The sequence below is a fragment of the Streptomyces sp. BRA346 genome (genome assembly GCF_052851135.1).
In genome coordinates this window covers 42,737-67,624 of record NZ_JAIWIH010000044.1, presented here as the reverse complement: position 1 = coordinate 67,624, position 24,888 = coordinate 42,737, and the positions used below count along the sequence as shown (strand labels likewise).

The window sequence follows — 24,888 nt, the reverse complement described above, 5'->3', positions numbered from 1 at the left end:
GGCGTCCGGGATGGTTTCCTCGCGTTCGAGCACGCCGCCGGGCGGTTCCCACTTACCGTTGTCCCGTCGCTTGATCAGCAACGCACGGCCAGCGTCGTCGACGATGACTCCGGCGACGCTTACGGAGTGCGGGCGCTCAGTGCTCACGTTCCACGCCCCTCTCGGCTGGCTAGGCTTTCCACCGTAGCAACACCGCTTAGCCGCTCGTCTAGATACCTAAAGGAGTATGTGCATATGCCTTCTCTGACCTCTGTTCTGGGTGTATTGGACCCCACGAGCGACCGGGCGGTGTTCCGGCAGATCGCCGACGCGCTGCGGGAAGCGATCGACAAAGGCCGCTTCCGGGAGGGGGACAAGCTCCCCTCGGAGACTGAGCTAGTCGAGCACTTCACGGTGTCACGGATGACCGTGCGCAACTCGTTGTCGCTGCTCCAGCAAGAGGGGCTGGTGGTCTCCGAGCACGGCAAGGGGGTCTTCGTCCGGCCACGACCTCCCGTGCGACGGCTGGCCTCGGACCGGTTCGCCCGACGCCATCGGGAGCAGGGGAAGGCGGCCTTCACTGTGGAGGCCGAAGCAGCGGGAAGCCGTCCGGAGGTCGACGGCCTGGAGGTGAAGGAAGAACGGCCGTCGCCGGATATCTCGGCCCGGCTCGGTTCGCCGCGCAAGGTGCTGGCCCGGCGGCGCCGGTATCTGCTGGACGGGCGGCCGGTGGAGTTCGCCACCTCGTACCTGCCGCTGGACCTGGCCCGGAACACTCCGATCGCGCAGCCCAACCCCGGCCCCGGTGGCATCTATGCCCGGCTGGAGGAGCTGGGGCACCGCCTGGACCACTTCGATGAGGAGATCCGTGCCCGGATGCCTTCGCCCGCCGAGGTGCGCACGCTCCAGCTCGCCTCCGGTGTCCCGGTGATCTCGCTGATCCGTACGGCTTTCGATACTGAGGGGCGCGCGGTCGAGGTCTGCGACACCGTGATGGCCGCTGACGCCTACGTCCTGGCTTACCAGCTTCCCGCCACCTGACAGGCGGGCCGGATGGCTCGCTGTGCGGCCGTGGCGGGCCGCTTTTCCCGACTCGTACACACGCAGACACATACTCGTATAGACGAGTGGCTGAGTGGTGTGGCATGGTGGTGATCGTTCCCGGCGCGATCGGGTTCGACCACTGGTACTCATCTAGACAACTAGGTGGGCAAGGCTGCGAGAGAAGGAGAAGCAAGTTGCGTTCCATCCGTGTCGAGACCTCCGGTGCCGCGGTCCTGCTGACCGAGGCCCCGGAACCCAAGGTCAGGGACCGGCAGACCGGCGAGATCGCCAAGGACGCGCAGACCGGCGAGACGCTGATGCGCTTGGGCGTCGTCTACATCGACGGCGGGGAATCCTCCCTGCTCCAGGTCACCGTGCCGGAAAGCGGCGTGACGGAAGGACTGGCGCTCGGCTCGCCGGTGACGCTGTTCGGGCTGATCGCCCGGCCGTGGGAGAACGTCTTCAACGGGCAACAGCGGCACGGCATCGCCTTCCGCGCTGACGCCATCGCCCCGGCCGCCATGCCGGTTGGCGCGGAGGCCTGAGCCCGATGAACGACGCCATGACGTTGATGGAGGTGGGTGGCCCGGTCGCCGGAATAGTCGGCGGGGCCGCCTACCTCCGGGCCCGGCACCCGGCCGCGTACTGGTCGACGGTTGGGATGCCCATCTCCACGGCCCGGCTGCTGGGGTCGTACGGGTCGGTGATGGACGCGTGCGGGCTGACTGTTCCGCCGTCCCGGCTGCGGGCCTGGACGACACAGGCGCTCACCCACCGGGAGGTGCGGCCGGTGCCTCCTCGCCGGGGGCTCATACGGCCAACGTCGACCGGTCTACGGGTCCGGTTGCGGCTGGCACCGGGGCAGGAACCTGCCGACGTGGCCGCTTCGGCTGAACGGCTGCGGCATGCCTGGGGCGTTCACGGCGTGTACGTGGACGTGGTCAAGCCGGGGGTGGTCGAGTTGCGGCTGATCGGCTTCGACGTGCTGCGGAAGGTACGGATGCCCCGCAGGATGGCGGGCGACTTCCTGAAGGTGCCGGTGGCGCTGCGGGAGGACGCGACGCCGTTCGTACGGGACTACCGGGCCGTTCCGCACCAGCTGACCCTGGGCGCGACGCTGTCGGGGAAGTCCATGTTCTTGCGGCACCTGATATCCGGGCTGGCCCGGCAGTCGGTCGCGCTGGCGGGGATCGACTGCAAGCGGGGTGTGGAGCTGGCGCCGTTCGCCCCGCGACTGTCGGCGCTGGTCACCGACCCTGTGCAAACGGCTGAGCTGCTGCCTGAGCTGATTGAACTGATGGAGGACCGATACGACCTGATCAAAAAGCGGCAGGGCATCGCTCCGAGCACGCCGGATGAAGAGGTCACCTCTGACATCTGGGGCCTGCCGGACGAGGAACGGCCCGTGCCGGTGGTGCTGCTCGTGGACGAGGTGGCCGAGCTGTTCCTCGTCGCCACACGGAAGGACGAGGAACGGCGGGATGAGATGGTTACCCAGCTCATCCGGCTGGCCCAACTCGGCCGCGCGGCAGGCATCTACCTGGAGGTGTGCGGACAGCGGTTCGGTGCCGAGCTAGGCAAGGGCGCGACGATGCTGCGGGCTCAGCTGACCGGCCGGGTCTGCCACCGCGTGAACGATGAAGCCTCCGCCAAGATGGCGTTGGGTGACATCGCCCCTGAAGCGGTCGGCGCGGCCTGCGACATCGCTCCAGAGCGGCCCGGCCTGGCTGTCGCCGGAGACACTTCCGGTGGCTGGTCCCGTATCCGTCCGCCGTTCCTGTCGCTGGGTGCCGCTGCCGAAGTCTGCCGCGAGACCGCTGATCTCGTGCCGGACCTGCCCTCGCTCGAACCGTTCCGACCGGACGTGCCGGCCGTTCCGGTGAGCGCTCCGACCTCCCTGCTCAAGCCGCTCCCGGCCACCGAATAAGCCACTCCCAACCAATGGTCGGCGCGACCGCACCGCGCCATGTCCCTACCGATGCCATGCCTGAAACCGATTGGAGTACCTGTGTCCCGTCCCACCATCTCCGAGGTCTCCGCGCTCATCGCCGACCTGGCCGACTTCCGCAAGTCCGGTGCCGGGGACCAGGCGGAGCTGATGAGCCGCAAAGCCGATCTGCTGGAGCGCATCGCCGCCGCTCAGCCCGATGACATCGAGGCCGCCGAGGTTGCCGCTGTCGCTCGCGCACGTGTCGACGAACTCACGGCAGACGGCTGACCCCATTGGAAGGAGTCTCTACCCATGCGCGCTCACTTGGCGCGGGTCGACGCGGTGCTGGTGCAAGCGGTCATCGCCGCTGCGCTGTCCTTCGCCGCATGACCTGGCCTCGGCGGCCGGACAGGACGGGTGGAAGGCGTGGGCCTACCCGGTCTCGGTGGACCTGCTGCTTGTGGCGGCCTGGCGGCGGCTGCGCTCGGGGTCGTCCAAGGCGTCGGGCTGGTGCTGGTTCGTCGTTGCGCTGGCCGCGTCGCTCGGGGCGAACGTCGCCACCGCCGGGCTGCTCGACCTGGCCAACGTACCGGCCTGGTTGCGCATCCTCGTCGCCGGATGGCCAGCCGTCGCTTTCCTCGGCGGAACGCTCCTCGCGCACACCGCACCAGCGGCCGCAACCGCGTCGGCTCCGGCCGAACCGGAAACCGCGGAGTCACCTGTCGAACCGGAGCCCGAGCTGCCGAAGGCTCCCGCGCCGCACGTTCCGGCAGCGCTCGTCACTCACGCACGCAAGCTCGCCGACGAACACCACACCCGTACTGGCTCACCCATGGACACCGACACGCTGCGCGCCCGGCTCGGCGTCCCCGCGCCGCTGGCCGACGCCATCGCCACCCACCTCAACTGATCAAGGAGACGACACCTGTGCGCCCGTCCACCCTGTGCGCCCTCATGCGCGCTGCCGAACTCACCCGACACGACCGGTTCATTGAGGCCGTGAGCATCGCCGAACCGGTCATCCTCGCTGCCGACATCGACGAACGCGCGGAGATCAGGCGTTGGCTGGCCGACCACGCCGACGACTTCACCGGCCGAGGGGAGAACGGCTGATGCCCGCGCCTCGCCGCTTCCGCAGCGTCATCCGCATCGGCCCGGTCCGCGTCGGCACCGCCAACGACCAGCGGGGCCGTGAGAAGCACACCGCCGTGTGCACCGCTCCGCGCTGCGACTTCTCCGCCGACTACGACACCCGGGCCGCCGCCGAGCTGGCTGCCCGTACCCACCGTTGCCCCGTCCGCTGAAAGGAGATCGCCCGTGACCGTCAGCCTGCCCCTGGTCTTCGTACTCGGCGTCATCGCCTGGTTCGCGATCAAGTTCCTGGGCGTCCGCATGTGGGTCGCCGTCGTCATCGCGCTGTTCGGCTTCTGGCTCGCCCACACCGGCCTCGCGCCCTTCGTGGAGTCCGGTACGCGCTCCGGAGTCGACACAGTCAACCGCTAACACGACTAGACGAGTAGGAAAGAGGAGATCGCCGTGTTCCGACCGAAGTACCCCGAAGCCCCCACCCCATCGACCGTCCACATGCCCGCCCCGACCGCTCCGGCGGTCCAGCACAGCCACGCTCCGGTCTGCTCCTGCCAGCACGCTCCTACTCCTGCTCAGCAGACGCCGTGGCTCGGGCCCAGTGCCCGGACGGTTGGTGTCGTGCTCGTGGTCGGCGTCGTCCTGACCGCGCTCCTGGCGGCCGTCGTCGTCACGGCCATATCCGTCGCCGTGGCCGCCGTCGTCATGCGCTCGCTGCTCACCAGCCAGCGCCACCGCTGACCCACAACCAACACGACTGCCGGGGCGGCCTCGATACCGCCAAGCATCCGCCGCCCCGGCAACCCAACCCCTCGAAAGAGGTGACACCCATCATCACCCGCACCACCCCGCCGCCGCTGCCCCAACTCGGCAACCTGGCGGCGCTCGGCACCATGCCCGCACTGCTCCGCCAACTCTCCGGCCTCGGCGGCTGCACCACCCCGATCCGCCTCGACGGCCACCGCACCGAACACCACGTCAACCGGGAGACTGGCGAGGTCGGCCGCGTCCTGCACCACCTGAACTCGACCGACCTGCCTGCCGGGCATCTGCTGGTCCGCTGCAACAACCGCCGCACCACCCGGTGTGCGGCCTGCGCCGAGACCTACCGCCGCGACACCTTCCACCTGATCACCGCCGGGCTACGCGGCGGCAAAGGCACACCGGAAGACGTCGCCACGCACCCGCGCGTCTTCGCCACCTTCACCGCGCCCGGCTTCGGACCCGTCCACAACCGGCCTACCGGTCCGGCTGGCACGGTCCGTCGGTGCCGGTGCGGCGTCCGCCACGACCAGGAGGACGACGTCCTTGGCACGCCGCTGGCCCCGGACAGGTATGACTACGAATCCGCGGTGCTCTGGAACGCCCACGCGGGCATGCTCTGGCGGCGCTTCTCCATCTACCTGCGGCGGGAGGTCGCCAAGCGGGCCGGACTCACCCAACGGGCCTTCCGCGACCACGCCCGGCTGTCCTTCGCCAAGGTCGCCGAGTACCAGAAGCGTGGCGCCGTCCACTTCCATGCCGTGATCCGCATCGACGGCCCTGGCGGTGGCGACACCCCGCCTCCGGCCTGGGCCACGGTCGAGCTGCTGACCGACGCCCTCCAGGCGGCTACCCCCAAGGCACAGGTTGCCGGGCCGGTCATCGACGGACGGGCCCACACGTTCGCCTTCGGTAGCGAACTCGACGTGAGGCCCATACGGGGCGCCGACTTCAACGGCCAGCAGGAGCTGACCGACCGGGCCGTGGCCGCGTACATCGCCAAGTACGCCACCAAGGGTGCTGAGACGGCGACCGGTGCACTGGACCGGCCGATACGGCTCATCGCCGAAGTCGCACAGCTCGACATCAGCGAGCACGCCCGGCGGCTCATCCGTACCGCCTGGGCGCTCGGTGCGCGGAAGGACCTGGAACACCTCCGACTCCGCGCCTGGGCTCACATGCTCGGCTTCCGGGGCCACTTCTCCACCAAGTCCCGCCGCTACTCCACCACCCTCGGCGCACTCCGCGACGCCCGCGCCGCCTGGCGACGTGCCCAAGCCGCCGCCGAGCTGGAGCAGGACGAGACCACGCTCGTCCTCGCCCACTGGGCCTACGCCGGTACCGGCCTCACCCCCGCCGAGGAATGGCTCACCGCCACCATCACCCCCGCCCCCGGAACGGAAGGAGTACCAACCCATGGTTGACGAACTGCTCACCGTGCCGGAGGTGATGGCCCGGCTCAAGATCGGCCGCTCCACGGTCTACGACCTGATCCGGTCCCGGCGCTTGCCCTCCATCACGATCGGCCGCGCCCGCCGTGTCCCCGCTGCCGCACTCCGCGACTTCATCGACCACCAGATTGCCGAGGCCGCCTGATGCCATCGCAGCGCAAGCGTAACCCCAATGGCGCCGGAACGATCATCAAGCGCAAGGACGGCCGGTACGAGGGTCGGGCCTATGTGATCACGGCGTCAGGCATTCGGAAGCGCAAGTCCGTGTACGGCGCGACGTGGGAGGAGGTGCACCGCAGTGTGGTTGATCTCCAGTCTCAAGATCAGAAGGGTGTGCCTCTGCCCGACACCGATTCCACAGTCGGCGATTACCTGGCCTACTGGCTGTCCGAGGAAGTGGCGCTCAACCGGCGGCCCAAGACGTACCAGGGCTACGAAAGCGTCGTGCGCGTCCACTTGATCCCCGGCCTGGGAGGCAAGAAGCTCCGCGACCTGCGCGCCCAAGAGGTCCGGGTCTGGCTCAACCGGGTTCGCGAAGAGTGCCAGTGCTGCAAGAACGGCTGGGACAAGGAACGCGAAAAGCCGCAGTGCTGCGCCGCTCGCCGCTGCTGTGCGCGCAAGCTGTCGGCCCGCATGGTCCAGTCGATTCACGCTGTGCTGCGGAACGCCCTGGAGCACGCCGTCCGCGAGGAGCTGATCATGCGGAACGTCGCGAAGCTCGTGAAGACCCCTGCACCCTCCTACCGGACCGGCAAGGGGCTCTCACCGGCTCAGGCCAAGCTGGTGCTCAAGGAGCTCCGGGAGCACCGCTTGCACGCCCTCTACGTCCTGGCGCTGCTCCTCGGCATGCGGCGCGGTGAGTTGCTGGGCCTGCGCTGGTCTGCGGTGGACCTGGAGCGTGGCACCCTCACCGTGCTGACCAACCTCCAGCGCGTTGGCGGAGAACTACGGCTCGTGCTGCCCAAGACGCGGTCTTCCGAGCGCACCATTCCCCTCCCGCCCCTCGCGGTCTCCGCGCTCCGTGCTCACCAGGAGCGTCAGGCACAGGAGCGGGCGGCGGCCGGTATGGCGTGGCAGGAAAACGGGCTGGTCTTCCCGTCCCGGATCGGGACGCCGTATGAGCCGGACAACCTGCGTCGGAGCTGGGACCCGGTGAGGAAGCGGCTCGGCCTGGATCTGCGCTTTCACGATCTGCGTCACACCTGCATCACGCTGCTGCTGGATCTTGGCGTCCCCGTTCACATCGTCCAGCAGATCGCCGGGCACAGTGATCACGGTGTGACCATGCAGGTGTACGCCCATGCCTCGCTGGACGAGCAGCGGAAGGCGCTCGGCCGTCTGGAGGGCCGGTTGGTGTAGATCCGGCGCCGTTGGCGTCAACCGTTGGTGTCACAGGCAACGAAGAAGCCCCCTCCGGGCGAACCGGGAGGGGGCTTTGCCCTGGTCGGGCTGCGGTGGCTGGGGCCGGGGTCGAACCGGCGACCTTCCGCTTTTCAGGCGGACGCTCGTACCAACTGAGCTACCCAGCCGCAGCGGTCCTGACGGGATTTGAACCCGCGGCCTCCACCTTGACAGGGTGGCGAGCACTCCAAACTGCTCCACAGGACCTTGCGTGTGTACGAGCACGAGTCTCGCACAAGGCGGCGTGCGGGCCTAACGGGTTTCCGTCGGGGGGTCGCACTACCTGCGATCTTCTTGGCGGAAGTTTTGGCTTTCCGCCGCGTCGATGTCGCTGGATCAGCGTATCAGACCTCAGGCCGTGTCCTGACCGCGTCGAGCGCCGCGCGGAGGGCGGTCAGGCGGGCCGGGGAGGCGAGGCCCGCGTGGTAGAGGTGCAGCTCGTCCGCGCCGGCCGCCAGGCAGGTGGTCCACTCGGCGGCCAGGGCTGAAGGGTCCGCCGGGCGGGGTGGGAGCGCCGGGAGGTAGGCGGCGAGGCGGGTGCCCGGGGCGGCCAGGGGGCGGAGGGCGGTGAGGTTGGTGACGCCCTGGTCGGCGCTGGTCCAGGCGGAGGCGACCAGGGTGTCCACGGGCGGTGGGGCGGCGGCGTCGGCGATCGTCGCGAAGGGGCCCGTGGCCCAGGGGTCCGCGCTCGCGTGCAGGGTGACGGGGCCCGAGGCGGCCGCCAGCACCTCGCGGCGCAGGTCCGCGGTGAGGGTGGTGCGGATCGTACGAACCGCGGACATCACGGTGGGGGGTAGGGGGGTACCGCCGTCCACCGCCTGCCTCACCTGGTGGCGGAGGCCGGACGGGTCCAGGTCCGCCGCCTCGTAGCGGGCCAGGCAGGCGGCGCAGAAGCACCACGACAGGAGCCGGTCCACGGAGGCGTCCCAGTCCGCGCCGTCCGTCTTCTCGTGGTGGCCGCCGTGCCCCAGCCCGAGGGGGCCGCACGCCTCCAGGACCAGGCCGTCCGGCGCGCCCAGCGCCAGGACCTCCCGCACCAGCGTGGTGCAGTACGCCCTGACCTCGGCGGACGAGGGGCACAGGGCGTACGGGTACGAGTCGCCGAAGGCGTTGCGTACGGCGAGGTCGGGGTGGGCGCGGCCGAGGCGGGTGTTGTGGGTGAGGACCGTCCAGGCGTGGACCGGGAGGCCCACGGCGCGCAGCGCGTCGCGGGCCGCGAGGAAGGAGTCGGGGCGGGGCATCCAACCAGGGGTGCCCGGGGTCAGCCGGGACCCGGACCACGCCGCGTCCCGCACCGGCAGGTACAGCGCGGCGTGGTGCGCGTCGACCACCCGGTGCCCGGGGTGGAACGGGGTGGCGGCCCGTACGGAGTGGTACGCGGCGGCCAGGGCCACCGCGTCCACGCCCAGGGCCGCGATCCGCTCGGCGGCGGACGGGTCGCCCACCACGTCCCAGGGGTACAGATACGCGGTCGCCGTCACCACCGGGGGAGGCCCGCCTCGAAGTCCGGGTTCACCCGCCGCATGTACCCCGTGTCGTCGCGCTTGCGCAGTCCGCAGGTCAGGTAGTTCTCGTGCAGCCGGGCGAGGACGTCCTCGTCCAGTTCGACGCCGAGGCCCGGGCCGGTGGGGACCGGGATCGCGCCGTCGACGAAGGTGAGCGCGCCCGGGCGCACCACGTCGTCCTGGGCGCTCCAGGGGTAGTGGGTGTCGCACGCGTACGTCAGGTTGGGGGTCGCGGCGGCGAGGTGGGTCATGGCGGCGAGGCTGATGCCCAGGTGGGAGTTGGAGTGCATGGACATGCCGAGGCCGAAGGTGTCGCAGAGGGTGCCCAGGTGGCGGGTGCGGGTGAGCCCGCCCCAGTAGTGGTGGTCGCCGAGGACGACCTGCACCGCGCCCTGCGCGACGGCCGGGGGGATGTGGTCGAAGGCGACCACGCACATGTTGGTGGCCAGCGGGAGCGGCGATTCGGCGGCGACCCGCGCCATGCCGGGGATGCCGCCGGTCGGGTCCTCCAGGTATTCGAGGACGCCGTCCAGGGCCCGGGCGACTTCGAGGGAGGTCTCGTGCGTCCAGGCGGTGTTCGGGTCGAGCCGCAGCGGATGGTCGGGGAACGCCTCGCGGAGGGCGTGGATGGCGGCGATCTCCTGGTCGGGCGGGAAGACGCCGCCCTTGAGCTTGATCGAGCCGAAGCCGTAGAGGTCGATCATGCGGCGGGCCTGCGCCACGACGCCCTCGGGGTCGAGCGCAGCGCCCCACTCGTCGGGTTCGGCGTCCGGGTGCCCGGCCCACTTGTAGAAGAGATACGCGCTGTACGGGACGGAGTCCCGGACCGCGCCGCCGAGGAGATCGCTCACCGGGCGGTCCGCCAGCTTGCCCTGGACGTCGAGGCAGGCGACCTCGACGGCGGCGTGCACCCGGCCGAGGTCGAAGGAGGAGATCGCGCCGCCCGCGTGGTCGAAGAGGGTCGCCGCCTTCTCGTACAGCTCGCCCAGCGCGTACACGCTCAGGCCCGTCAGATGGGGGCGCAGCGCCGCGAGCCGTTCCAGGTGGAGGGTGTCGCCGAACGTCTCGCCGAGGCCCGTCACCCCGTCCTCCGTCACCAGCCGCACGATGCTGCGCAGCGCCCAGGGCTCGTGGACGCCGTCCGCGTTGAGAAGGGGCGGGTCGCGGAAGGCGATCGGGGTGATCACCAGGTCCTTGATGCGCATACGTGTGGTCACACCAGTCCCCGTCCGGAGTCGATGATCTTTTGAAGTTCGGCGAGGTGGTCCTCGCTCGGGTCCACCAGCGGCGGTCGTACCCCGCCGACGTCCAGCCCACGCAGCCGCACCGCCGCCTTGATCAGCGAGATGGCGTAGCCGGGGACCGTGTCCCGCAGGGCGACCAGGGGCTGGAAGAACTCGGCCAGCAGCCGTTCCGCCGTCGCGGTGTCGCCGGAGCCGACCGCCCGGTGGAAGGCGAGGGAGACCTCGGGGGCGAAGCAGAACACCGCGGAGGAGTAGAGGTCCACGCCGACGGCCCGGTAGGCGGGCACGGTCATCTCGGCGGTGGGCATGCCGTTGAAGAACTGGAAGTCCCCGCCGACCGTGGAGCGCACGGTGAGCACGATGCGCTGCATCAGGTCGAGGTCGCCGGTGCCGTCCTTGAAGCCGGTCACGCGCGGGAGGGCGGCGATGCGGGCGGCGGTCTCCGGGGTGAAGACGGCGTTGCCGCGCTGGTAGACGATCAGGGGCAGCCGGGTGGCGGCGGTGACCTGTTCGACGTACCGGACCAGGCCCCCGGGCGGGAAGGTGACCAGGTACGGGGGAAGGAGCAGCAGCCCGTCCGCACCGGCCCGCTCGGCGGCGCGCGCGAACCGGTCGGCCAGCGCGACCGGCCCGCCCGCGCCCGCGTAGACGGGGACGCGGCCGCCGGTGACCTCGACGGCGATGCGGACGACGCGTTCGTACTCGCCGGGCTCCAGGCTGTGGAACTCACCGGTGCCGCACGCGACGAACACCCCGCCGGGCCCGGCGGCGACGCCCTGCTCGATGTGGGTGGCGAGGGTCTTCTCGTCGACGGTGCCGTCCGCGGCGAAGGGCGTGACGGGGAAGAAGAGCACTCCGGTGAGTCTCATGCGGGACCTCAGCAGTGGGGCAGTGGGGGAGGGGGAGACAGATGGCGGATTGCAGATGACGGCTGACGGCTGACGACTGACGGAGAGCTGATGACAGACGGTGGATGACAGACGGCGGATGACAGATGACAAACAGCGATAAATGTCAGCGCGTTGACGGATACCGTCATCCGGCAGCCGTCAGCCCTTCAACGCTCCCGCCGTCATGCCGCGGATCAGCGACCGCTGGAGCAGCAGATAGACGATCAGGCTCGGGATGAGCGCGAGCAGCGAACCGGCCAGCACCAGCCCCGGCCCGATCGTGTCGCTGCGCATCGTGGAGAGGGCGACGGACAGGGTGTAGTCCGACGGGTCGTTGGCGACGATCAGCGGCAGCAGGTACTGGTCCCAGATCATGATGAAGCCGAAGACGGTGATCACGCCGAGGGCCGGGCGGCACAGCGGCAGCACGACCTGGGCGAAGATGCGCCACTCCCCGGCGCCGTCGATCTTGGCGGCCTCCTCCAGCTCCGTGGGCAGCTCCTTCATGAACTCGGTCATCACGAAGATCGAGAATCCCCAGGCGCCGAGCGGCAGGATCATGCCGAGCAGGGTGCCCTTGAGGCTGAGATGGACGACCGGGAGGTCGCCGAGGACGAGTGACAGCGGGATCGCGATGACTTCCTCGGGCAGCATCATCGTCGTCAGGAAGAGCAGCGACAGGATGGCCCGGCCCCGGAACCGCTTGCGGGCCAGGGCGTACGCGGCGAAGACGCTGACGCTGACCTGGAGCAGCAGCGCGCCGCCCGCGACGATCAGCGAGTTGGCGAGGTAGTGCCAGACGTCGCGTTCGCCCGCGACCTTGAAGTTCTCCAGCGTCGGGGAGTTGGGGACGACGGACAGCTTCGTCGGGTCGGGGTTGTTGTCGAACGCGCCGGAGAACAGCACGATCAGCGGCCCGGCGAAGACGGCGAGCGCGAGCAGGCACAGCAGGGCCCGGAGGGCCATGCTCAGCAGGTGGTTGCGGCCGGTGCGCCAGCCGAGGGCGGTCTCGACGCTCTGCGAGACGCCGACGCCGGGGCGCCGCCTGGAAGCACGGGACGTACGGGACGTAAGGGAGAGGGTCACGGCCGGGCCTCCTTCCGTCGCTGGTACCACTGCATCGCGACCGTCAGGCACACCGTGACCAGGAACAGCAGCGTGGCGGCGGCGGAGGCGACGCCGATCTCGTTGCGGGTGAATCCGAGCTGGTAGATCCGGGTCATCCAGACGTCGGTGGATCCGGCGGGTCCGCCTCCGGTGAGGACGTAGACCTCGGTGAAGGTGCGGAAGCCGCGGATGGCGGCGAGGGTGAGCAGGATCGTGACGACGGGGCGCAGCGCGGGCAGGGTGATGTGGCGCAGCCGCTGCCAGGTGTTCGCGCCGTCGAGGGCGGCCGCCTCGTACAGCCCGCGGTCGACCTGGGTGAGCCCGGCGAGGACGATCACCATGTTGTAGGGGCCGCCGGTCCAGATGGCGACCGCCATGACGGACCACAGGGCGGAGCTGGTGTGGTCGAGGTAGTGCAGCGGGCCGATGCCGAGGAAGCCGAGGACGGTGTTGAGGAACCCGGCGCTGGTCGGGTAGTAGAGCAGCCGCCAGATCTCGCCGACGACGGCCGTGGCGGTGACGACCGGCAGGAAGACGGCGGAGCGCATGAACCACAGGGAGCGCGCCGGGCCTTCGAGGAGCAGCGCCAGGACGAAGCCGACGATGACGGATCCGATGGTTCCGCCGACCGCCAGCACCACGGTGTGGCCCAGCGCGGCCTGGAACTGCGGATCGCCGAAGACCGACCGGTAGTTGGCGAGGCCCACCCACAGATTGCCGAGGAACGGCCGGACGTCGTAGAAGCTCAGCTCGATGCCCTTGGCCATGGGCAGGTACTTGAAGACGACGAAGAGGAGCAGGGCGGGGGCCACGAACAGCCAGGGGATCCACGACGACGCGGTGAAGCGGCGGCCGCCGCGCGGGCGCCGCTTCACCGCCCCGACAGGCGGGGCGGCGGCCCGGCGTCGTCCGCCGGGCCGCGGCTCGGTGGCCGCGGTCCCGGAGACGGACGAGACGGCAGTCGAGCTCCCCGAGTGGCCCAGGGGCTGGGTCACTTGGTTCCTCCGAGGATGTCCCGACCTTCAGGCCGGGGAGGAAGCGGGCCCCTGCAGATCGGTGCAGGGATAGTCGAATCGCCGTGAGGGCGATTCGACGTCCACCCCGCACAGCTCCGGGGCAAGCCACACAGGCCTGTGACTCTCAACTGTCGTACCTCCCATTTAGATTGGCGATCGTGACGGTGGAAGCGAAGGCCGACGAGGACACCGGGTATGCCCGGTGGACCTACCGGCTTCGCATGTCCGCCAGCGCCCGTGTGGCGCTTGAGGCTGAGTGGGGCCGGTGCCGGTGGGTGTGGAACGAGTGCGTTGCCCGCTCGAAGAAGGCCCATAGGGGCGGGGGGAAGTGCGGTCCGGCCGCGCTGGACAAGATGCTGACCGAGGCCCGCCGTATCACTCCCTGGCTGAGGGAGGGTTCCTCGGTGCCTCAGCAGCAGCTCGTACGTGACTTCGGCAGGTCTCGTGCGAAGGCGCTGAAGGACATCAAGGACCGGCTGCCCATGCACCGGCGGGCGGGCATGCCCCGCTGGAAGAAGAAGCGGGACGCCGATCCGACGCTGAACTACACCCGGCGCGGCTTCCGCCTCAAAGACGGGCACCTGCACCTGCCGGGCGGCATCGTGGTGAACGTGGTGTGGTCGCGCGATCTTCCGGCCGACCCGTCGAGCGTGCGTGTCTACCGGGACAGCGTCGGCCATTGGTACGCGTCGTTCGTCGTCCCCGCCCAGGTCGACCCGCTTCCCCGAACCGGCCTGGCGCTGGGTGTGGACTGGGGCGTGCGCGAGACCGCCACCACCACCTCCGACGCTCACGACCTTCCCCATGCCGAGCACGGCAGGAAGGCCGCGGCGAAGCTGGGTCGCTACCAGCGGATGATGGCCCGGCGTCGCGCGCCGAAGGGTACGCCGCCCTCGAATGGCCACCGCACTGCCAAGCGGCAGGTGGCCAAGCTGCACAAGAAGGTCGCCCGGCAGCGGCAGGACACCGCCCGCAAATGGGCCAAGAAGGTTGTGCGTGACCATGACGTGGTGGCGGTGGAGGACTTCCGCCCGAAGTTCCTGGCCAGGACGTCGATGGCGCGTAAGGCAGCCGACGCTGCCATCGGTGCCACGAAGGCGGCCCTGATCGAGATGGGCCGCAAGCACCAGCGGGATGTCCGGCTGGTGCACCCTGCGCACACCACCATGGACTGTGCGCGGTGCGGAGCGAGAACCAAGCACGCGCTACCTCTTTCGGAACGTACCTACACCTGCGTCGCGTGCGGAGCCATATCCCCCAGGGACAAGAACTCCGCCCGTGTGATGCTCGTCCGGGCTGGTCTGGACCCGGCTGGTGTCGAGGGCGTAAGACCTCCCGGGCCGCCGGTCCGGGAGGCAGCCTGAGCCAGGAATCTCCCGCCTTAAGGCGGGAGAGCAGTCAATTGGCCACTCCCTGGGACTTCAGCTCCTGCTGAAGGGTGGAGTTCAGCTCGCCCAGCCCGCTCTTGACGCTGGAGCCGCAGTTGGCGAAGAGCTTGTTCAGCGACTCGGCGGTGTCCTGGCGGATGGGCTGGTAGTTGATCGCGGACGGGAAGGGCTTGGAGCCGTGTCCGTACGCGTCGGAGAAGATCTTCCACCGCGGGTCGTCGTAGACCTTGCCGGTGTCGACCTTGGTGTTGACCGACAGCCGCACGACGGGGGCGTCGGGGGCGGTCATGCCGAGCTTCTGCGCCTCGGGGCTGATCATGAACTCGGCGAGCTTGCGCTGCTGCTCGGACTTCTTCGAGCCCGCCATCAGATAGACGTTCTCGCCTTCGGCCAGCACGGTGTTGCCGTCCGGGCCCTTGGGCGCGGGGATGACCTCGAGCTTGTCCTTGCCGGGGGTCTTGTCGAACAGCGGGAACTCATAGGGGCCGGTGAGGGAGATGCCCACCTTGCCCTGGGTGAAGAAGGGGTACGAGTCGCCGGTGGTCATCGTGAGCGAGCCGGGCTGGGTGACCTTGCTGGAGCAGTACAGGCCCTTGAGCCAGGTGACCGTCTTGATGTTCGCGGGGGAGTCGGCGACCGCCTCGTACTTGCCGCCGCCGCGCGAGGCGACGATGTCGCCGCCGCCCTGCCAGATGAAGTTGGAGGCGAACCAGGCGAGGTAGCCGTTGTTGGTGGAGCCGGGGACGAGGAGGCCGTAGGTGTCCTTCTTGCCGTTGCCGTCCGGGTCGTCATTCGTGAACGCCTTGGCGACGTCGAGCAGCTCGGCCCAGGTCTTGGGGGCCTTCTTGCCCACCTTCGCCAGCCAGTCCTTGCGGATGAACATCCCCTGGGCCTGGCGGGAGAACGGAATGCCGTAGACCTTGCCGTCGGTGCCGACCGCGCCGGACCAGGCGGTGCCGGTGATGTCGGAGGTGCCCTTGATCGCCTTCTTGTCGATGGGCTGGAGCAGCCCCTGGGACTGGTAGTTCCCGAGGCTTCCCATGTCGTTGACGGTGACGTCGGGCAGGTTCTTGGAGGCGGCGCGCTGCTGGAGGAGCTTGTCGAAGTCGACGACGGGCTTGTAGTCGACCTTGATGCCGGTTTTCTTGGTGAAGGCGGCGAATATCCTCTTGTAGGCCTTCGCATCCACGGTGTCGCTGCGGGTCCACACCTCCAGCGGGCCCTTGGCATCGCCACCGCCGCTGCCGCTGGTGCTCGCGCCGCACCCGGCGACGAGGGAACCGGTGAGTGCCGCGCATGCCAGAGGTGCCAGTCGCCTCGTCATGGCTGAGTGTCTGAACATGGCCACCGCCCGTTCGCATAGATGAACACTGGTTATGTTTACGAACCAGATGGCGGGACGCTAGAGCGCTCCGGGGTGACTGTCAATACTTGTTTCGCTCTGTGCTGTGTTGTTTGCTAAGCCGGAACCATCACCTCCACATCCCTGTCTGAACAGGGCATCTCTCCTTCCGTCGGGAAGCTTCCCGGCAATGATCAACACGCGCCCGGGCACCCCGCCGGGCGTGCGGCCCGTCTCGCCGTCGCTGCGGCAGCCTGATCCCGGAGGTCAGTCATCGGACTCCGCCGACGCTCACATCACGCCAAGATCACGTACTACGAGGACCTCTCGCCCGGCACCGGAGCACTCGCCCCCCGCGCCGCCTTCCGCTCCGACGCGCGGACCCTCTCCCTCAACGGCGACTGGGACTTCCGGCTCTTCCCCACCGCGGCCCACGCGGAGGCGGCCGAGCAGGCGGGAGGGGACGGCTGGGAGAAGCTCCCCGTCCCCTCCCACTGGGCCCTGCACGGCCACGACGCCCCGCAGTACACCAACATCCGCTACCCCTTCCCGGTCGACCCGCCCCGCGTCCCCACCGAGAACCCGACCGGCGACCACCGCCTCGTCTTCGACCTCCCCGACGACTGGCCCGGGCCGGACGAGGGGGCCGACGGCCGCACCCTGCTGCGCTTCGACGGCGTGGAGTCCTGCTACCGGGTCCGCCTCAACGGCCGGGAGCTGGGCACCGCCAAGGGCAGTCGGCTGCCGCACGAGTTCGACACCGGCCCGCATCTGCGGCGCCGCGGCAATGTGCTGTCCGTACGCGTCCACCAGTGGTCCTCCGGCAGTTACGTCGAGGACCAGGACATGTGGTGGCTGGCCGGGATCTTCCGTGGCGTCACGCTCCTCCACCGGCCCGAGGCCGCCGTCGAGGACGTCTTCGTGCACGCCGGGTACGACCACCGCACCGGCCACGGCACCCTGCGCGTGGACGCCGATCCGGGAGGCCGCGTCACCGTTCCCGAGCTGGGCCTGACCCTCGCCACGGGCGAGACCGTGACCATCCCCGGCGTCCAGCCCTGGTCCGCCGAGGTGCCCCGGCTGTACGAGGCGCAGCTCGCGACCGACGGCGAGCGCGTCCCGCTGCGGCTGGGCTTCCGTACCGTCGCCGTCGAAAAAGGACTGATCACGGTCAACGGGCGGCCGCTGCTGCTGCGCGGCGTCAACCGCCACGAGTTCCACCCCGACCACGGCCGCGCCGTCCCGTACGCCACGATGCGCGAGGACGTAGCTCTGATGAAGCGGCACAACATCAACGCCGTCCGCACCAGCCACTACCCGCCGGACCCCGCCTTCCTCGACCTGTGCGACGAGTTCGGGCTGTGGGTGATCGACGAGGCCGATCTGGAGACCCACGGCTTCACCTACGACGACTGGCGCGGCAACCCCGCCGACGATCCGGCCTGGGAGGAGGCCCTGCTCGACCGGGCCGCCCGGATGGTCGAGCGGGACAAGAACCACCCGAGCGTGATCATGTGGTCGCTGGGCAACGAGTCCGGCACCGGCCGCAATCTGGCCGCCATGTCCCGCTGGATCCGGGACCGCGACCCGGACCGCCTGATCCACTACGAGGGCGACTGGTCCTGCGAGCACACCGACGTCTACAGCCGGATGTACGCCTCGCACGAGGAGGTCGAGGCGATCGGCCGCCGCGCCGAGAAGCCGCTGGACGACCCCCGGCTGGACGCCCGCCGCCGCGCCCTGCCGTTCATCCAGTGCGAGTACGCGCACGCGATGGGCAACGGGCCGGGCGGCCTCACCGAGTACCAGCGGCTGTTCGAGACGTACGAGCGGCTCCAGGGCGGCTTCGTCTGGGAGTGGATCGACCACGGGCTGCGGGCCCGGGACACCGCCGGGCGGCCGTACTTCGCGTACGGCGGCGACTTCGGCGAGCCGCTGCACGACGGCAACTTCTGCGCGGACGGCCTGCTCTTCCCGGACCGGACGCCGTCCCCGGGGCTGCTGGAGTACAAGAAGGTCGTCGAGCCGGTCGGGATCTGCGTGGACGCGGCCGCCCGCACCGTCCGCGTCACCAACAAGTACGACGTGGTCGACCTCGCGGGGCTCGCCTTCGGCTGGTCACGCGAGGTGGAGGGGCGCCGGGTCGCCGAGGGCGCGCTCGAGGTGCCGCCGCTCGCCCCCGGGGAGTCCGCCGAGGTGGCCCTGCCGGAGGCCGGTTCCGTCACGGAGGACGACGGGGACGGCGAGGAGTGGTGGACCGTACGGGCCGTCCTGGCGGCCGACACCGCCTGGGCGCCCGCGGGCCACGAGGTGGCGTGGGGCCAGGCGCGCGCCCGAGGCCCCGCCGCCACGCGTACGCCTGGGGCGCGCATCACCCCCGTACGCGCCCCCAGCGCCGATGGCGGCGCCCTCACCGGCGCCATCACCCTCGGCCCGGGCACCTTCGACCCCCTCGACGGCAGCCTCCGCACCCTCCACGGCCTGCACGTCGCCGTCCCGCCCCGGCTGAACGTCTGGCGCGCCACCACCGACAACGACCGGGGCCCGGACGACGCGAAGTCCCTCGCCGCGCAGTGGCGCCACCACGCCCTGGACCGGATGCGGCACCGCTGCGACGGCGTCACCGTGGACGGCGAGTCGCTGGAGGTCAGGACGCGGGTGGCGCCGCCCGGCGGCTTCTTCGGCCTGTCCGTCGTCTACCGCTGGACCGGCGAACAGATCGGCGACGGCACCCGGCTCGACCTCTCCGTCGACATCACCCCGGACGGTGAGTGGCCCTGCCCGCTGCCGCGGCTCGGCGTGGCCCTGGGCATCCGGGCGCCGCTGGACTGGATCGAGTGGTACGGCGGCGGCCCCGGCGAGTCGTACCCCGACACCCGGCGCGCGGCACGCATCGGCCGCTGGGCGACGACCGTGGACGCGTTCCAGACGCCGTACGTCTTCCCGCAGGAGAACGGCAGCCGCGGCGACGTCCGCTGGGCCGAGCTGCGCGGCCCGGACGGCGGCGGGCTGCGCGTCGAGGGCCGCCCCGCCTTCGCGCTCACCGCGCGCCGCTGGACCACCGGGCAACTGGAGGCCGCCCGTCACCCGGCCGACCTGGTCCCGGGCGAGGTGCTCCACCTCGACCTGGACGCGGCCCACCACGGCATCGGCACCGCGTCCTGCGGCCCGGGCGTCCTCGCCCCGTACGAGCTGCGGGCCACCCGGACGCGGTTCGGCGTCGGCTTCACCCTGCCGAACTGAAGGCAGCGGACAGCACGAAGGCCGCGCCTCGCTCTGCGAGACGCGGCCTTCGCACCAAAACCATGTGGGTGCCCCCAACGGGATTCGAACCCGTGCTACCGCCTTGAAAGGGCGGCGTCCTGGGCCACTAGACGATGAGGGCCGATGGCCCACCTGGGCGCCTCACGGCGCTTTCGGGGACGCGAGAAGCATATGGGATGCCGGTGAGGTTCGCCAAAACGGTTTACGGAGCTGTCGGCGCCGGGGTCGCGCCGGGCCGGTTCTCGGCCGGGAGATGACGGCTGACCTCGGCCTTGGCCAGCCCGAGCCCGCCCAGATCGATCTCGTCCCAGGCCTGGAGCCGACGGGTGTCCCGGTCCAGGTAGAGGACCGACGCCTGCACCGTGTCGGGCTCGGCGTCGTCCACCGCGCGCAGCCCGCTGCCGCCCGTCGAGCCCTCCGTCATCAGCCGGGTGCCGCCGGGCAGCACCTCCGTCCGGCGGTGGTGGACATGACCGGTGAGGGCGAGCGGGACCGTGCCGTCGGTCTCCCGGGCGGCCAGCGGATTGTGGGCGACGGCGATGTCCACGGGCGCGCCCTCCGCCTTCCGGGCCCGGATCGCACCGGCCAGCTCCCGGCCCGCCCGGTGCTCGGCGGCATCGCCCGCCACGGCGGCGGAGCGGTCCGGGGTGAACTGCGGGTCGCCTATGCCCGCGATCCGCAGGCCGCCGACCGTCACCGTCCGGCCGTCGTCGACGACGTGGACGCCCTTGCGGCCGGACAGATGGCGCTGCGTCGTCGCCGAGTCGTGATTGCCGCGTACCCATACATAGGGGGCGCCGAGGTCGGAGACCGGCTCCAGGAAGCCGTTCTCGGCGGCGGTGCCGTGATCCATCGTGTCGCCTGTGTCGATGATCACGTCGATCTTGTACTGCCGGACCAGCGACTGGACGATGTGCCAGGCCGCCGGGTTGAGGTGGATGTCCGATACGTGCAGGACCCGCATCGTCGTCGGATCGGGCCGGTAGGCGGGCAGGGTCGAGGTCGCCTCGTACAGCTGCGTGACATTGGTCACCAGCCGGGCCAGCTCCCGCTGGTACACGTCGAAGTCGCTGACGATGCTGCGCGCGTTGCCGACCACCGACGGGGCGCTCGACAGCAGCCCCGAATAGCGCGGCTCCAGCACCGAGTTCGGGTTCCAGGTCGCGTACGCGGCGCCTCCCGAGGCGGCCAGCAGCCCCAGCGCGAGGCCGCCCGCGGCCAGCGCCCGGCGCGGGCGGCGGTAGACGGCCAGGCCCAGCGCCGTGGCGCCGAAGACGACGGCCGCGCAGGAGCGCACCGCCAGGTCCCGGGTGCCGCGGACGACGTCGCCCGCCACCTCCCCCTGGAGCCCGGACAGCCGCTCGGGGTGGTCGACCAGCGCCGCGGACCGGATCGGGTCCAGCCGGTCCACGTCGACATCGAGGCGGAGCGGGGCGTGGTGGCTGCGGAGTTCGAGGGCGCCGAGCGGGGAGACGTTGATCTCGGTGCCGCCGGTCAGGGACGGCCGGAGCGCCATCCGCGTGTCCATCGGGCCCACCGAGGCGTGGACGCTCCCGACGACCAGCAGCCCCATCCACGCCCCGAGGAGGGTCACCGCGGCCAGCCCGGCGGCGCGTAAGACCGGCCGCGGCCGCTCGGTGGAGGCGGCGAGGGGGAGCGGATCGCGGGCCATGCGGCCCGTATGCCCGGCCCCAGGTCCCGTATGCCCGGCCGCCCGGGCCACCATTCCCGGGCGCGGACCGTCCCGTTCCGGGCCCGGCTGTCCGACAATGGCCACGTGCTGGAGATGACACGCGAGGAGTTCGAGGAACTGGTCGCCGAGGCGCTGGACAGGATCCCGCCGGAGCTGACACGGCTGATGGACAACGTCGCGGTGTTCGTGGAGGACGAGCCGCCGTCCCACGATCCCGAACTGCTGGGACTCTACGAGGGGACGCCGCTCACCGACCGCGGCGAGTGGTACGCGGGCGTCCTGCCCGACCGGATCACGATCTACCGGGGGCCGACGCTGCGCATGAGCGCGACCCGCGAGGACGTGGTCCAGGAGACCGAGGTGACCGTGGTCCACGAGATCGCGCACCACTTCGGCATCGACGACGAGCGGCTGCACGCGCTCGGCTACGGCTGACGGGCACCGCCTCCGGCGCCCGGGTTACGCCGCACGCGTGTCCTAAGGGGGGCGGGGCCAGTTGGGCACTGCGTCACAGCCCTGCGGCCTGGAGGTGTCCATGTCCGGAACCCCCGCTCCTCGCACCGACCGTTCCCCCCGGACCGACGCGCCCCGCGCCTCGCGCGCCCCCCGCGTCTCGGCGCGGAGTGCCGTGGTGGTGACCCTGGTGGCCGGGGCCCTGGCCCTGGGCGGCTGCATGAGCATCTCCGACGACCCCGGGAAGCCGGACCGGCACCGCGGCGGCTCCGACAAGCGCGGCGGGGCGGCGGAGCCCGGCGGCGGCGTGGTGGTGCGTACGGACGACCAGGGGCACACGTACACGGTGGCGCCGCGGGACGCCAAGGGGCACAAGCGCAAGGGCGGCGAGCGCCGTTCGCCGTCGGCGTCCGCGAAGGCGGAACCCGGCGCCGAGCCCTCGCCGTCGGCCGGGAAGCACGGCTCCCCGGCGCACCGCCCGGCGCCCTCCCCGCCGCCGGAGCCGGGCCGGCCCGCGCCCACCGAGCCCGCCCCGGAACCGCGTCCGACGAGCCCGGCGCCGAGCGCGCCCGACCCCAAGCCCACCTCGTCGGAACCGGCGTCCCCGCCCGCATCGGCGCCCGCGGAGCCCGCCGGATAGCGCGGGCGAACGCAGGGGGCGGCCCGGAGTGTGATGTACGGCTCAGGGGGCAGGGATGGTGGGTTGGCGGAGCGAATTTGCTCTTGGGGGGTGGAGGTGCGTATGGTGGTAGATCGTTTGATCCCATTTGCCCGGCGCCTCATCGAAGTGCGCCGTGAGGCGCGTTCCTTGCCATCCCGTGGCTGACCGCATAGAGGCGGTCGTGTGCGACAACACGGAGTTTGGGCGCGTGCCGAGACTCCGGAAGGTTTCGCATTTCGCATGTCCGTTTCCACTGATCACGCCGTCATGCCCGCCACCGACGAGCAGGGCGACCCCGGGGACCAGCCCCAGCCGGTCGAGCAGCTCCAGCAGGCCGAGCGCGCCGAGCCCACCACCGCCCCCGCCGAGCCCGGCGCCGACGTCTCCGCCGATGACACAGTCGACGCGGCTGACACCGAGGACGCCGGGCAGAGCACTCCCGAGACCTCCAAGGGCCCCGAAATCACCTTCGCCGAACTCGGTCTTCCCGAGCAGATCGTCCGCAAGCTCGCGCAGAACGGCGTCACCACGCCCTTCCCGATCCAGGCCGCGACCATCCCCGACGCCATGGCCGGGAAGGACATCCTCGGCCGCGGCCGCACCGGCTCCGGCAAGACCCTCTCGTTCGGTCTTCCGCTGCTGACCTCGCTGGCCGGCGGCCACACCGAGAAGAAGCGCCCCCGGGGCCTCATCCTGACCCCGACCCGCGAGCTGGCGATGCAGGTGAGCGACGCGCTCCAGCCGTACGGCGACGTCCTCGGCCTCAAGCTCAAGGTGGTCTGCGGCGGCACCTCGATGGGCAATCAGATCTATGCCCTGGAGCGGGGCGTGGACATCCTGGTCGCCACCCCGGGCCGACTGCGCGACATCATCGACCGCGGCGCCGCGTCCCTCGACAAGGTCCAGATCGCCGTCCTCGACGAGGCCGACCAGATGGCCGACATGGGCTTCCTGCCCGAGGTCACCGAGATCCTGGACCTGGTGCCGAGCGGCGGCCAGCGGCTGCTGTTCTCCGCGACGCTGGAGAACGAGATCGACAGCCTGGTCAAGCGCTACCTGGTGAACCCGGTCACCCACGAGGTCGACCCGTCCCAGGGCGCCGTCTCGACCATGACCCACCACGTGCTCGTGGTGAAGCCGAAGGACAAGGCCCCGGTCACCGCCGCCATCGCGGCGCGCAAGGGCCGCACCATCATCTTCGTCCGCACCCAGCTGGGCTGCGACCGGGTCGCCGAGCAGCTGTGCGACGCGGGCGTGCGCGCCGACGCGCTGCACGGCGGCATGACGCAGGGCGCCCGCACCCGGACCCTGGCCGACTTCAAGGACGGCTACGTCAACGTGCTCGTCGCCACCGACGTCGCCGCCCGCGGCATCCACGTCGACGGCATCGACCTGGTGCTCAACGTGGACCCGGCCGGTGACCACAAGGACTACCTGCACCGCTCCGGCCGTACGGCGCGGGCGGGCCAGAGCGGCACCGTCGTGTCGCTGGCCCTGCCGCACCAGCGCCGCCAGATCTTCCGGCTGATGGAGGACGCGGGCGTCGACGCCTCCCGTCACATCGTCGGCGGGGCGGGCGTCTTCGACGAGGACGTGGCCCGGATCACCGGCGCCCGCTCGCTCACCGAGGTGCAGGCCGAGGCGGCCGCGAACGCCGCCAAGCAGGCCGAGCGCGAGGTGCAGGACCTCACCCGGCAGCTGGAGAAGGTGCAGCGGCGCGCGGGCGAGCTGCGCGAGGAGGCCGACCGGCTGACGGCCCGTGCGGCGCGCGAGCGCGGCGAGACCCCCGCCCAGGGCGACGCGGCCGCGGCCGCCGGCGAGACGGCCGGTGCGACGGCGGACGGGGCGTCCGGGACCACCGCGGGCGCCGTTCCGTTCGTGCCCGCGCAGCGCTCGGCCGAGTCCTCGGCCCCGGCCGGTGAGCGCCGGGACGAGCGCGGCAACTTCGACCGCCGGGACCGCCGGGACGGCGACCGCGGTGGCCGTTCCTTCGACCGCCGTGACGACCGCCGGGATGACCGTGGCTTCGGCCGCGACCGNCGNGACGACCGTCCGTCGGGTGGCCGGGACCGTCGCGATGACCGGGGTGGCTTCAACCGGGACCGTCGGGACGGCGACCGTGGTGGCCGTTCGTTCGAGCGCCGGGATGACCGTGGCTTCGGCCGCGACCGNCGNGACGACCGTCCGTCGGGTGGCCGCTCCTTCGAGCGCCGCGACCACAACCACCGCGGCGGGGACCGCCCCTTCAACCGCGACCGCCGCGACGACCGCCCGGCGCGCCGTGACGACCACCGCGGCGGCAACGCCGGTGGCCGCTCCCACGACCGCCGCGCCGACAAGCCGCGCTGGAAGCGCAACGGCTGACCGACGCCGAGCGGCGGCGCCGTCCGGGGCCGTGCAACCCCCCGCGGTTGCACGGCCTTTCGACCCGGGACGATATTGTCTCGGGGCGGACCCCCTGGCCGGGCTATGCTGCGGGGGTGCGGGTCATTAGCTCAATTGGCAGAGCAGTGGACTTTTAATCCATTGGTTCAGGGTTCGAGCCCCTGATGACCCACAGAGGAAACCGCAGGCAGCATCGCTGACCTGCGGTTTCGTCGTTTTCCGGGGACCTCGCCCCCGTGCGCGCGGCCGATCGGCGGTCACACGGGCGGCGCCCGAGCGGATGCCGA

24 protein-coding genes, 4 tRNA genes and 1 pseudogene are annotated in these 24,888 nt (G+C 71.0%); 18 read left to right on the top strand and 11 right to left on the bottom strand.

The features are described from left to right. On the bottom strand, nucleotides 1-147 hold a 147-nt coding region (locus tag LCH29_RS37520; RefSeq protein WP_446464090.1), incomplete at its 3' end, for an NUDIX hydrolase. 87 nt (nucleotides 148-234) lie between these two features. On the opposite strand from LCH29_RS37520, the gene LCH29_RS37515 reads away from it, so the two are divergent. From LCH29_RS37515 to LCH29_RS37460, 12 genes and pseudogenes are all read left to right on the top strand, one after another. Continuing rightward, nucleotides 235-1,020, top strand: coding sequence for a GntR family transcriptional regulator (locus tag LCH29_RS37515; RefSeq protein ID WP_446466150.1), 786 nt, complete (start codon nucleotides 235-237; stop codon nucleotides 1,018-1,020). 197 nt (nucleotides 1,021-1,217) lie between these two features. Then, complete coding sequence (locus tag LCH29_RS37510; RefSeq protein ID WP_446466149.1) at nucleotides 1,218-1,568, top strand: SCO3933 family regulatory protein; 351 nt, start codon at nucleotides 1,218-1,220, stop codon at nucleotides 1,566-1,568. A 5-nt stretch (nucleotides 1,569-1,573) separates the two neighbouring features. Further along, nucleotides 1,574-2,950, top strand: a complete 1,377-nt coding sequence (locus tag LCH29_RS37505) for an FtsK/SpoIIIE domain-containing protein (RefSeq protein WP_446466148.1) — start codon at nucleotides 1,574-1,576, stop codon at nucleotides 2,948-2,950. Nucleotides 2,951-3,031: 81 nt separating this feature from the next. Beyond that, complete coding sequence (locus tag LCH29_RS37500) at nucleotides 3,032-3,241, top strand: hypothetical protein (RefSeq protein WP_446466147.1); 210 nt, start codon at nucleotides 3,032-3,034, stop codon at nucleotides 3,239-3,241. Between the two features lie 24 nt (nucleotides 3,242-3,265). Beyond that, nucleotides 3,266-3,863: pseudogene (locus LCH29_RS37495) on the top strand (DUF2637 domain-containing protein). Between the two features lie 17 nt (nucleotides 3,864-3,880). Beyond that, on the top strand, nucleotides 3,881-4,066 hold the full coding sequence (locus LCH29_RS37490) for a hypothetical protein (RefSeq protein WP_446466146.1): 186 nt from the start codon (nucleotides 3,881-3,883) through the stop codon (nucleotides 4,064-4,066). Continuing rightward, on the top strand, nucleotides 4,066-4,257 hold the full coding sequence (locus tag LCH29_RS37485) for a mobile element transfer protein (protein WP_063729874.1): 192 nt from the start codon (nucleotides 4,066-4,068) through the stop codon (nucleotides 4,255-4,257). Before LCH29_RS37490 ends, LCH29_RS37485 begins: the two co-directional genes overlap by 1 nt. Before the next feature lie 13 nt (nucleotides 4,258-4,270). Then, nucleotides 4,271-4,456, top strand: a complete 186-nt coding sequence (locus tag LCH29_RS37480; RefSeq protein ID WP_446466145.1) for a hypothetical protein — start codon at nucleotides 4,271-4,273, stop codon at nucleotides 4,454-4,456. 33 nt (nucleotides 4,457-4,489) lie between these two features. Continuing rightward, nucleotides 4,490-4,780: a hypothetical protein gene (locus LCH29_RS37475; protein WP_446466144.1), complete on the top strand. Its 291-nt coding sequence runs from the start codon at nucleotides 4,490-4,492 to the stop codon at nucleotides 4,778-4,780. 152 nt (nucleotides 4,781-4,932) lie between these two features. Continuing rightward, complete coding sequence (locus tag LCH29_RS37470; RefSeq protein WP_446466156.1) at nucleotides 4,933-6,225, top strand: replication initiator; 1,293 nt, start codon at nucleotides 4,933-4,935, stop codon at nucleotides 6,223-6,225. Beyond that, complete coding sequence (locus LCH29_RS37465) at nucleotides 6,218-6,397, top strand: helix-turn-helix domain-containing protein (RefSeq protein WP_446466143.1); 180 nt, start codon at nucleotides 6,218-6,220, stop codon at nucleotides 6,395-6,397. The genes LCH29_RS37470 and LCH29_RS37465 overlap by 8 nt, the downstream gene beginning before the upstream one ends. Further along, nucleotides 6,397-7,611, top strand: coding sequence for a tyrosine-type recombinase/integrase (locus LCH29_RS37460; protein WP_446466142.1), 1,215 nt, complete (start codon nucleotides 6,397-6,399; stop codon nucleotides 7,609-7,611). Before LCH29_RS37465 ends, LCH29_RS37460 begins: the two co-directional genes overlap by 1 nt. A 96-nt stretch (nucleotides 7,612-7,707) precedes the next feature. Here LCH29_RS37460 and LCH29_RS37455 read toward each other — a convergent pair. From LCH29_RS37455 to LCH29_RS37425, 7 genes are all read right to left on the bottom strand, one after another. Further along, a tRNA-Phe gene (locus LCH29_RS37455) sits at nucleotides 7,708-7,781 on the bottom strand. Between the two features lie 4 nt (nucleotides 7,782-7,785). Then, nucleotides 7,786-7,860: transfer RNA gene (locus LCH29_RS37450), tRNA-Asp, on the bottom strand. Nucleotides 7,861-7,997: 137 nt separating this feature from the next. After that, nucleotides 7,998-9,137: a hypothetical protein gene (locus tag LCH29_RS37445; RefSeq protein WP_446466141.1), complete on the bottom strand. Its 1,140-nt coding sequence runs from the start codon at nucleotides 9,135-9,137 to the stop codon at nucleotides 7,998-8,000. Continuing rightward, nucleotides 9,131-10,363 carry a glucarate dehydratase family protein gene (locus LCH29_RS37440; protein ID WP_446466155.1) on the bottom strand — a complete coding sequence of 411 codons (1,233 nt, stop codon included), beginning with the start codon at nucleotides 10,361-10,363 and terminating at the stop codon, nucleotides 9,131-9,133. The genes LCH29_RS37445 and LCH29_RS37440 overlap by 7 nt, the downstream gene beginning before the upstream one ends. 8 nt (nucleotides 10,364-10,371) lie before the next feature. Continuing rightward, nucleotides 10,372-11,271 carry a 5-dehydro-4-deoxyglucarate dehydratase gene (locus tag LCH29_RS37435; RefSeq protein ID WP_446466140.1) on the bottom strand — a complete coding sequence of 300 codons (900 nt, stop codon included), beginning with the start codon at nucleotides 11,269-11,271 and terminating at the stop codon, nucleotides 10,372-10,374. 180 nt (nucleotides 11,272-11,451) lie between these two features. After that, nucleotides 11,452-12,378: a carbohydrate ABC transporter permease gene (locus LCH29_RS37430; protein WP_446466139.1), complete on the bottom strand. Its 927-nt coding sequence runs from the start codon at nucleotides 12,376-12,378 to the stop codon at nucleotides 11,452-11,454. Further along, the gene (locus LCH29_RS37425) at nucleotides 12,375-13,394 is read right to left on the bottom strand and encodes a carbohydrate ABC transporter permease (RefSeq protein WP_446466138.1); all 1,020 of its coding nucleotides are present in this window, start codon (nucleotides 13,392-13,394) and stop codon (nucleotides 12,375-12,377) included. The genes LCH29_RS37430 and LCH29_RS37425 overlap by 4 nt, the downstream gene beginning before the upstream one ends. A 242-nt stretch (nucleotides 13,395-13,636) precedes the next feature. Between LCH29_RS37425 and LCH29_RS37420 the strand changes: the two genes are divergently transcribed. Then, nucleotides 13,637-14,779 carry an RNA-guided endonuclease InsQ/TnpB family protein gene (locus LCH29_RS37420; RefSeq protein ID WP_446466154.1) on the top strand — a complete coding sequence of 381 codons (1,143 nt, stop codon included), beginning with the start codon at nucleotides 13,637-13,639 and terminating at the stop codon, nucleotides 14,777-14,779. 34 nt (nucleotides 14,780-14,813) lie between these two features. Here the strand turns inward: LCH29_RS37420 and LCH29_RS37415 are convergent, their stop codons facing one another. Then, nucleotides 14,814-16,127 (bottom strand): ABC transporter substrate-binding protein, encoded by a 1,314-nt coding sequence (locus LCH29_RS37415; RefSeq protein WP_446466137.1) that lies wholly within the window; start codon nucleotides 16,125-16,127, stop codon nucleotides 14,814-14,816. A 291-nt stretch (nucleotides 16,128-16,418) separates the two neighbouring features. Here LCH29_RS37415 and LCH29_RS37410 point away from each other — a divergent pair, with 291 nt between their 5' ends. Further along, complete coding sequence (locus LCH29_RS37410; RefSeq protein ID WP_446466153.1) at nucleotides 16,419-19,388, top strand: glycoside hydrolase family 2 TIM barrel-domain containing protein; 2,970 nt, start codon at nucleotides 16,419-16,421, stop codon at nucleotides 19,386-19,388. A 69-nt stretch (nucleotides 19,389-19,457) separates the two neighbouring features. On the opposite strand, the gene LCH29_RS37405 is transcribed toward LCH29_RS37410, so the two are convergent. Next, nucleotides 19,458-19,530: transfer RNA gene (locus LCH29_RS37405), tRNA-Glu, on the bottom strand. 81 nt (nucleotides 19,531-19,611) lie between these two features. Then, nucleotides 19,612-21,081: a metallophosphoesterase family protein gene (locus LCH29_RS37400; protein ID WP_446466136.1), complete on the bottom strand. Its 1,470-nt coding sequence runs from the start codon at nucleotides 21,079-21,081 to the stop codon at nucleotides 19,612-19,614. Nucleotides 21,082-21,186: 105 nt separating this feature from the next. Here LCH29_RS37400 and LCH29_RS37395 point away from each other — a divergent pair, with 105 nt between their 5' ends. The 4 genes from LCH29_RS37395 to LCH29_RS37380 all read left to right on the top strand — a co-directional run bounded on the left by LCH29_RS37395 (nucleotide 21,187) and on the right by LCH29_RS37380 (nucleotide 24,773). Continuing rightward, nucleotides 21,187-21,537: a metallopeptidase family protein gene (locus LCH29_RS37395; protein ID WP_184503447.1), complete on the top strand. Its 351-nt coding sequence runs from the start codon at nucleotides 21,187-21,189 to the stop codon at nucleotides 21,535-21,537. A 100-nt stretch (nucleotides 21,538-21,637) separates the two neighbouring features. After that, entirely contained in the window at nucleotides 21,638-22,195 is a 558-nt protein-coding gene (locus LCH29_RS37390; RefSeq protein WP_446466135.1) for a hypothetical protein, read from the top strand. A gap of 261 nt (nucleotides 22,196-22,456) precedes the next feature. After that, complete coding sequence (locus tag LCH29_RS37385) at nucleotides 22,457-24,580, top strand: DEAD/DEAH box helicase (protein WP_446466134.1); 2,124 nt, start codon at nucleotides 22,457-22,459, stop codon at nucleotides 24,578-24,580. Between the two features lie 120 nt (nucleotides 24,581-24,700). Next, nucleotides 24,701-24,773, top strand: a tRNA-Lys gene (locus LCH29_RS37380). Nucleotides 24,774-24,888 lie beyond the last annotated feature (115 nt).

Excerpts from the sequence above, each read along its gene's own strand:
- LCH29_RS37515 (WP_446466150.1), top strand. The coding sequence starts at position 235 with ATGCCTTCTCTGACCTCTGTTCTGGGTGTATTGGACCCCACGAGCGAC.
- LCH29_RS37505 (WP_446466148.1), top strand. The coding sequence starts at position 1,574 with ATGAACGACGCCATGACGTTGATGGAGGTGGGTGGCCCGGTCGCCGGA.
- LCH29_RS37485 (WP_063729874.1), top strand. The coding sequence starts at position 4,066 with ATGCCCGCGCCTCGCCGCTTCCGCAGCGTCATCCGCATCGGCCCGGTC.
- LCH29_RS37470 (WP_446466156.1), top strand. The coding sequence starts at position 4,933 with ATGCCCGCACTGCTCCGCCAACTCTCCGGCCTCGGCGGCTGCACCACC.
- LCH29_RS37465 (WP_446466143.1), top strand. The coding sequence starts at position 6,218 with ATGGTTGACGAACTGCTCACCGTGCCGGAGGTGATGGCCCGGCTCAAG.
- LCH29_RS37460 (WP_446466142.1), top strand. The coding sequence starts at position 6,397 with ATGCCATCGCAGCGCAAGCGTAACCCCAATGGCGCCGGAACGATCATC.
- LCH29_RS37440 (WP_446466155.1), bottom strand. The coding sequence starts at position 10,363 with ATGCGCATCAAGGACCTGGTGATCACCCCGATCGCCTTCCGCGACCCG.
- LCH29_RS37435 (WP_446466140.1), bottom strand. The coding sequence starts at position 11,271 with ATGAGACTCACCGGAGTGCTCTTCTTCCCCGTCACGCCCTTCGCCGCG.
- LCH29_RS37420 (WP_446466154.1), top strand. The coding sequence starts at position 13,637 with ATGTCCGCCAGCGCCCGTGTGGCGCTTGAGGCTGAGTGGGGCCGGTGC.
- LCH29_RS37415 (WP_446466137.1), bottom strand. The coding sequence starts at position 16,127 with ATGACGAGGCGACTGGCACCTCTGGCATGCGCGGCACTCACCGGTTCC.
- LCH29_RS37400 (WP_446466136.1), bottom strand. The coding sequence starts at position 21,081 with ATGGCCCGCGATCCGCTCCCCCTCGCCGCCTCCACCGAGCGGCCGCGG.
- LCH29_RS37390 (WP_446466135.1), top strand. The coding sequence starts at position 21,638 with ATGTCCGGAACCCCCGCTCCTCGCACCGACCGTTCCCCCCGGACCGAC.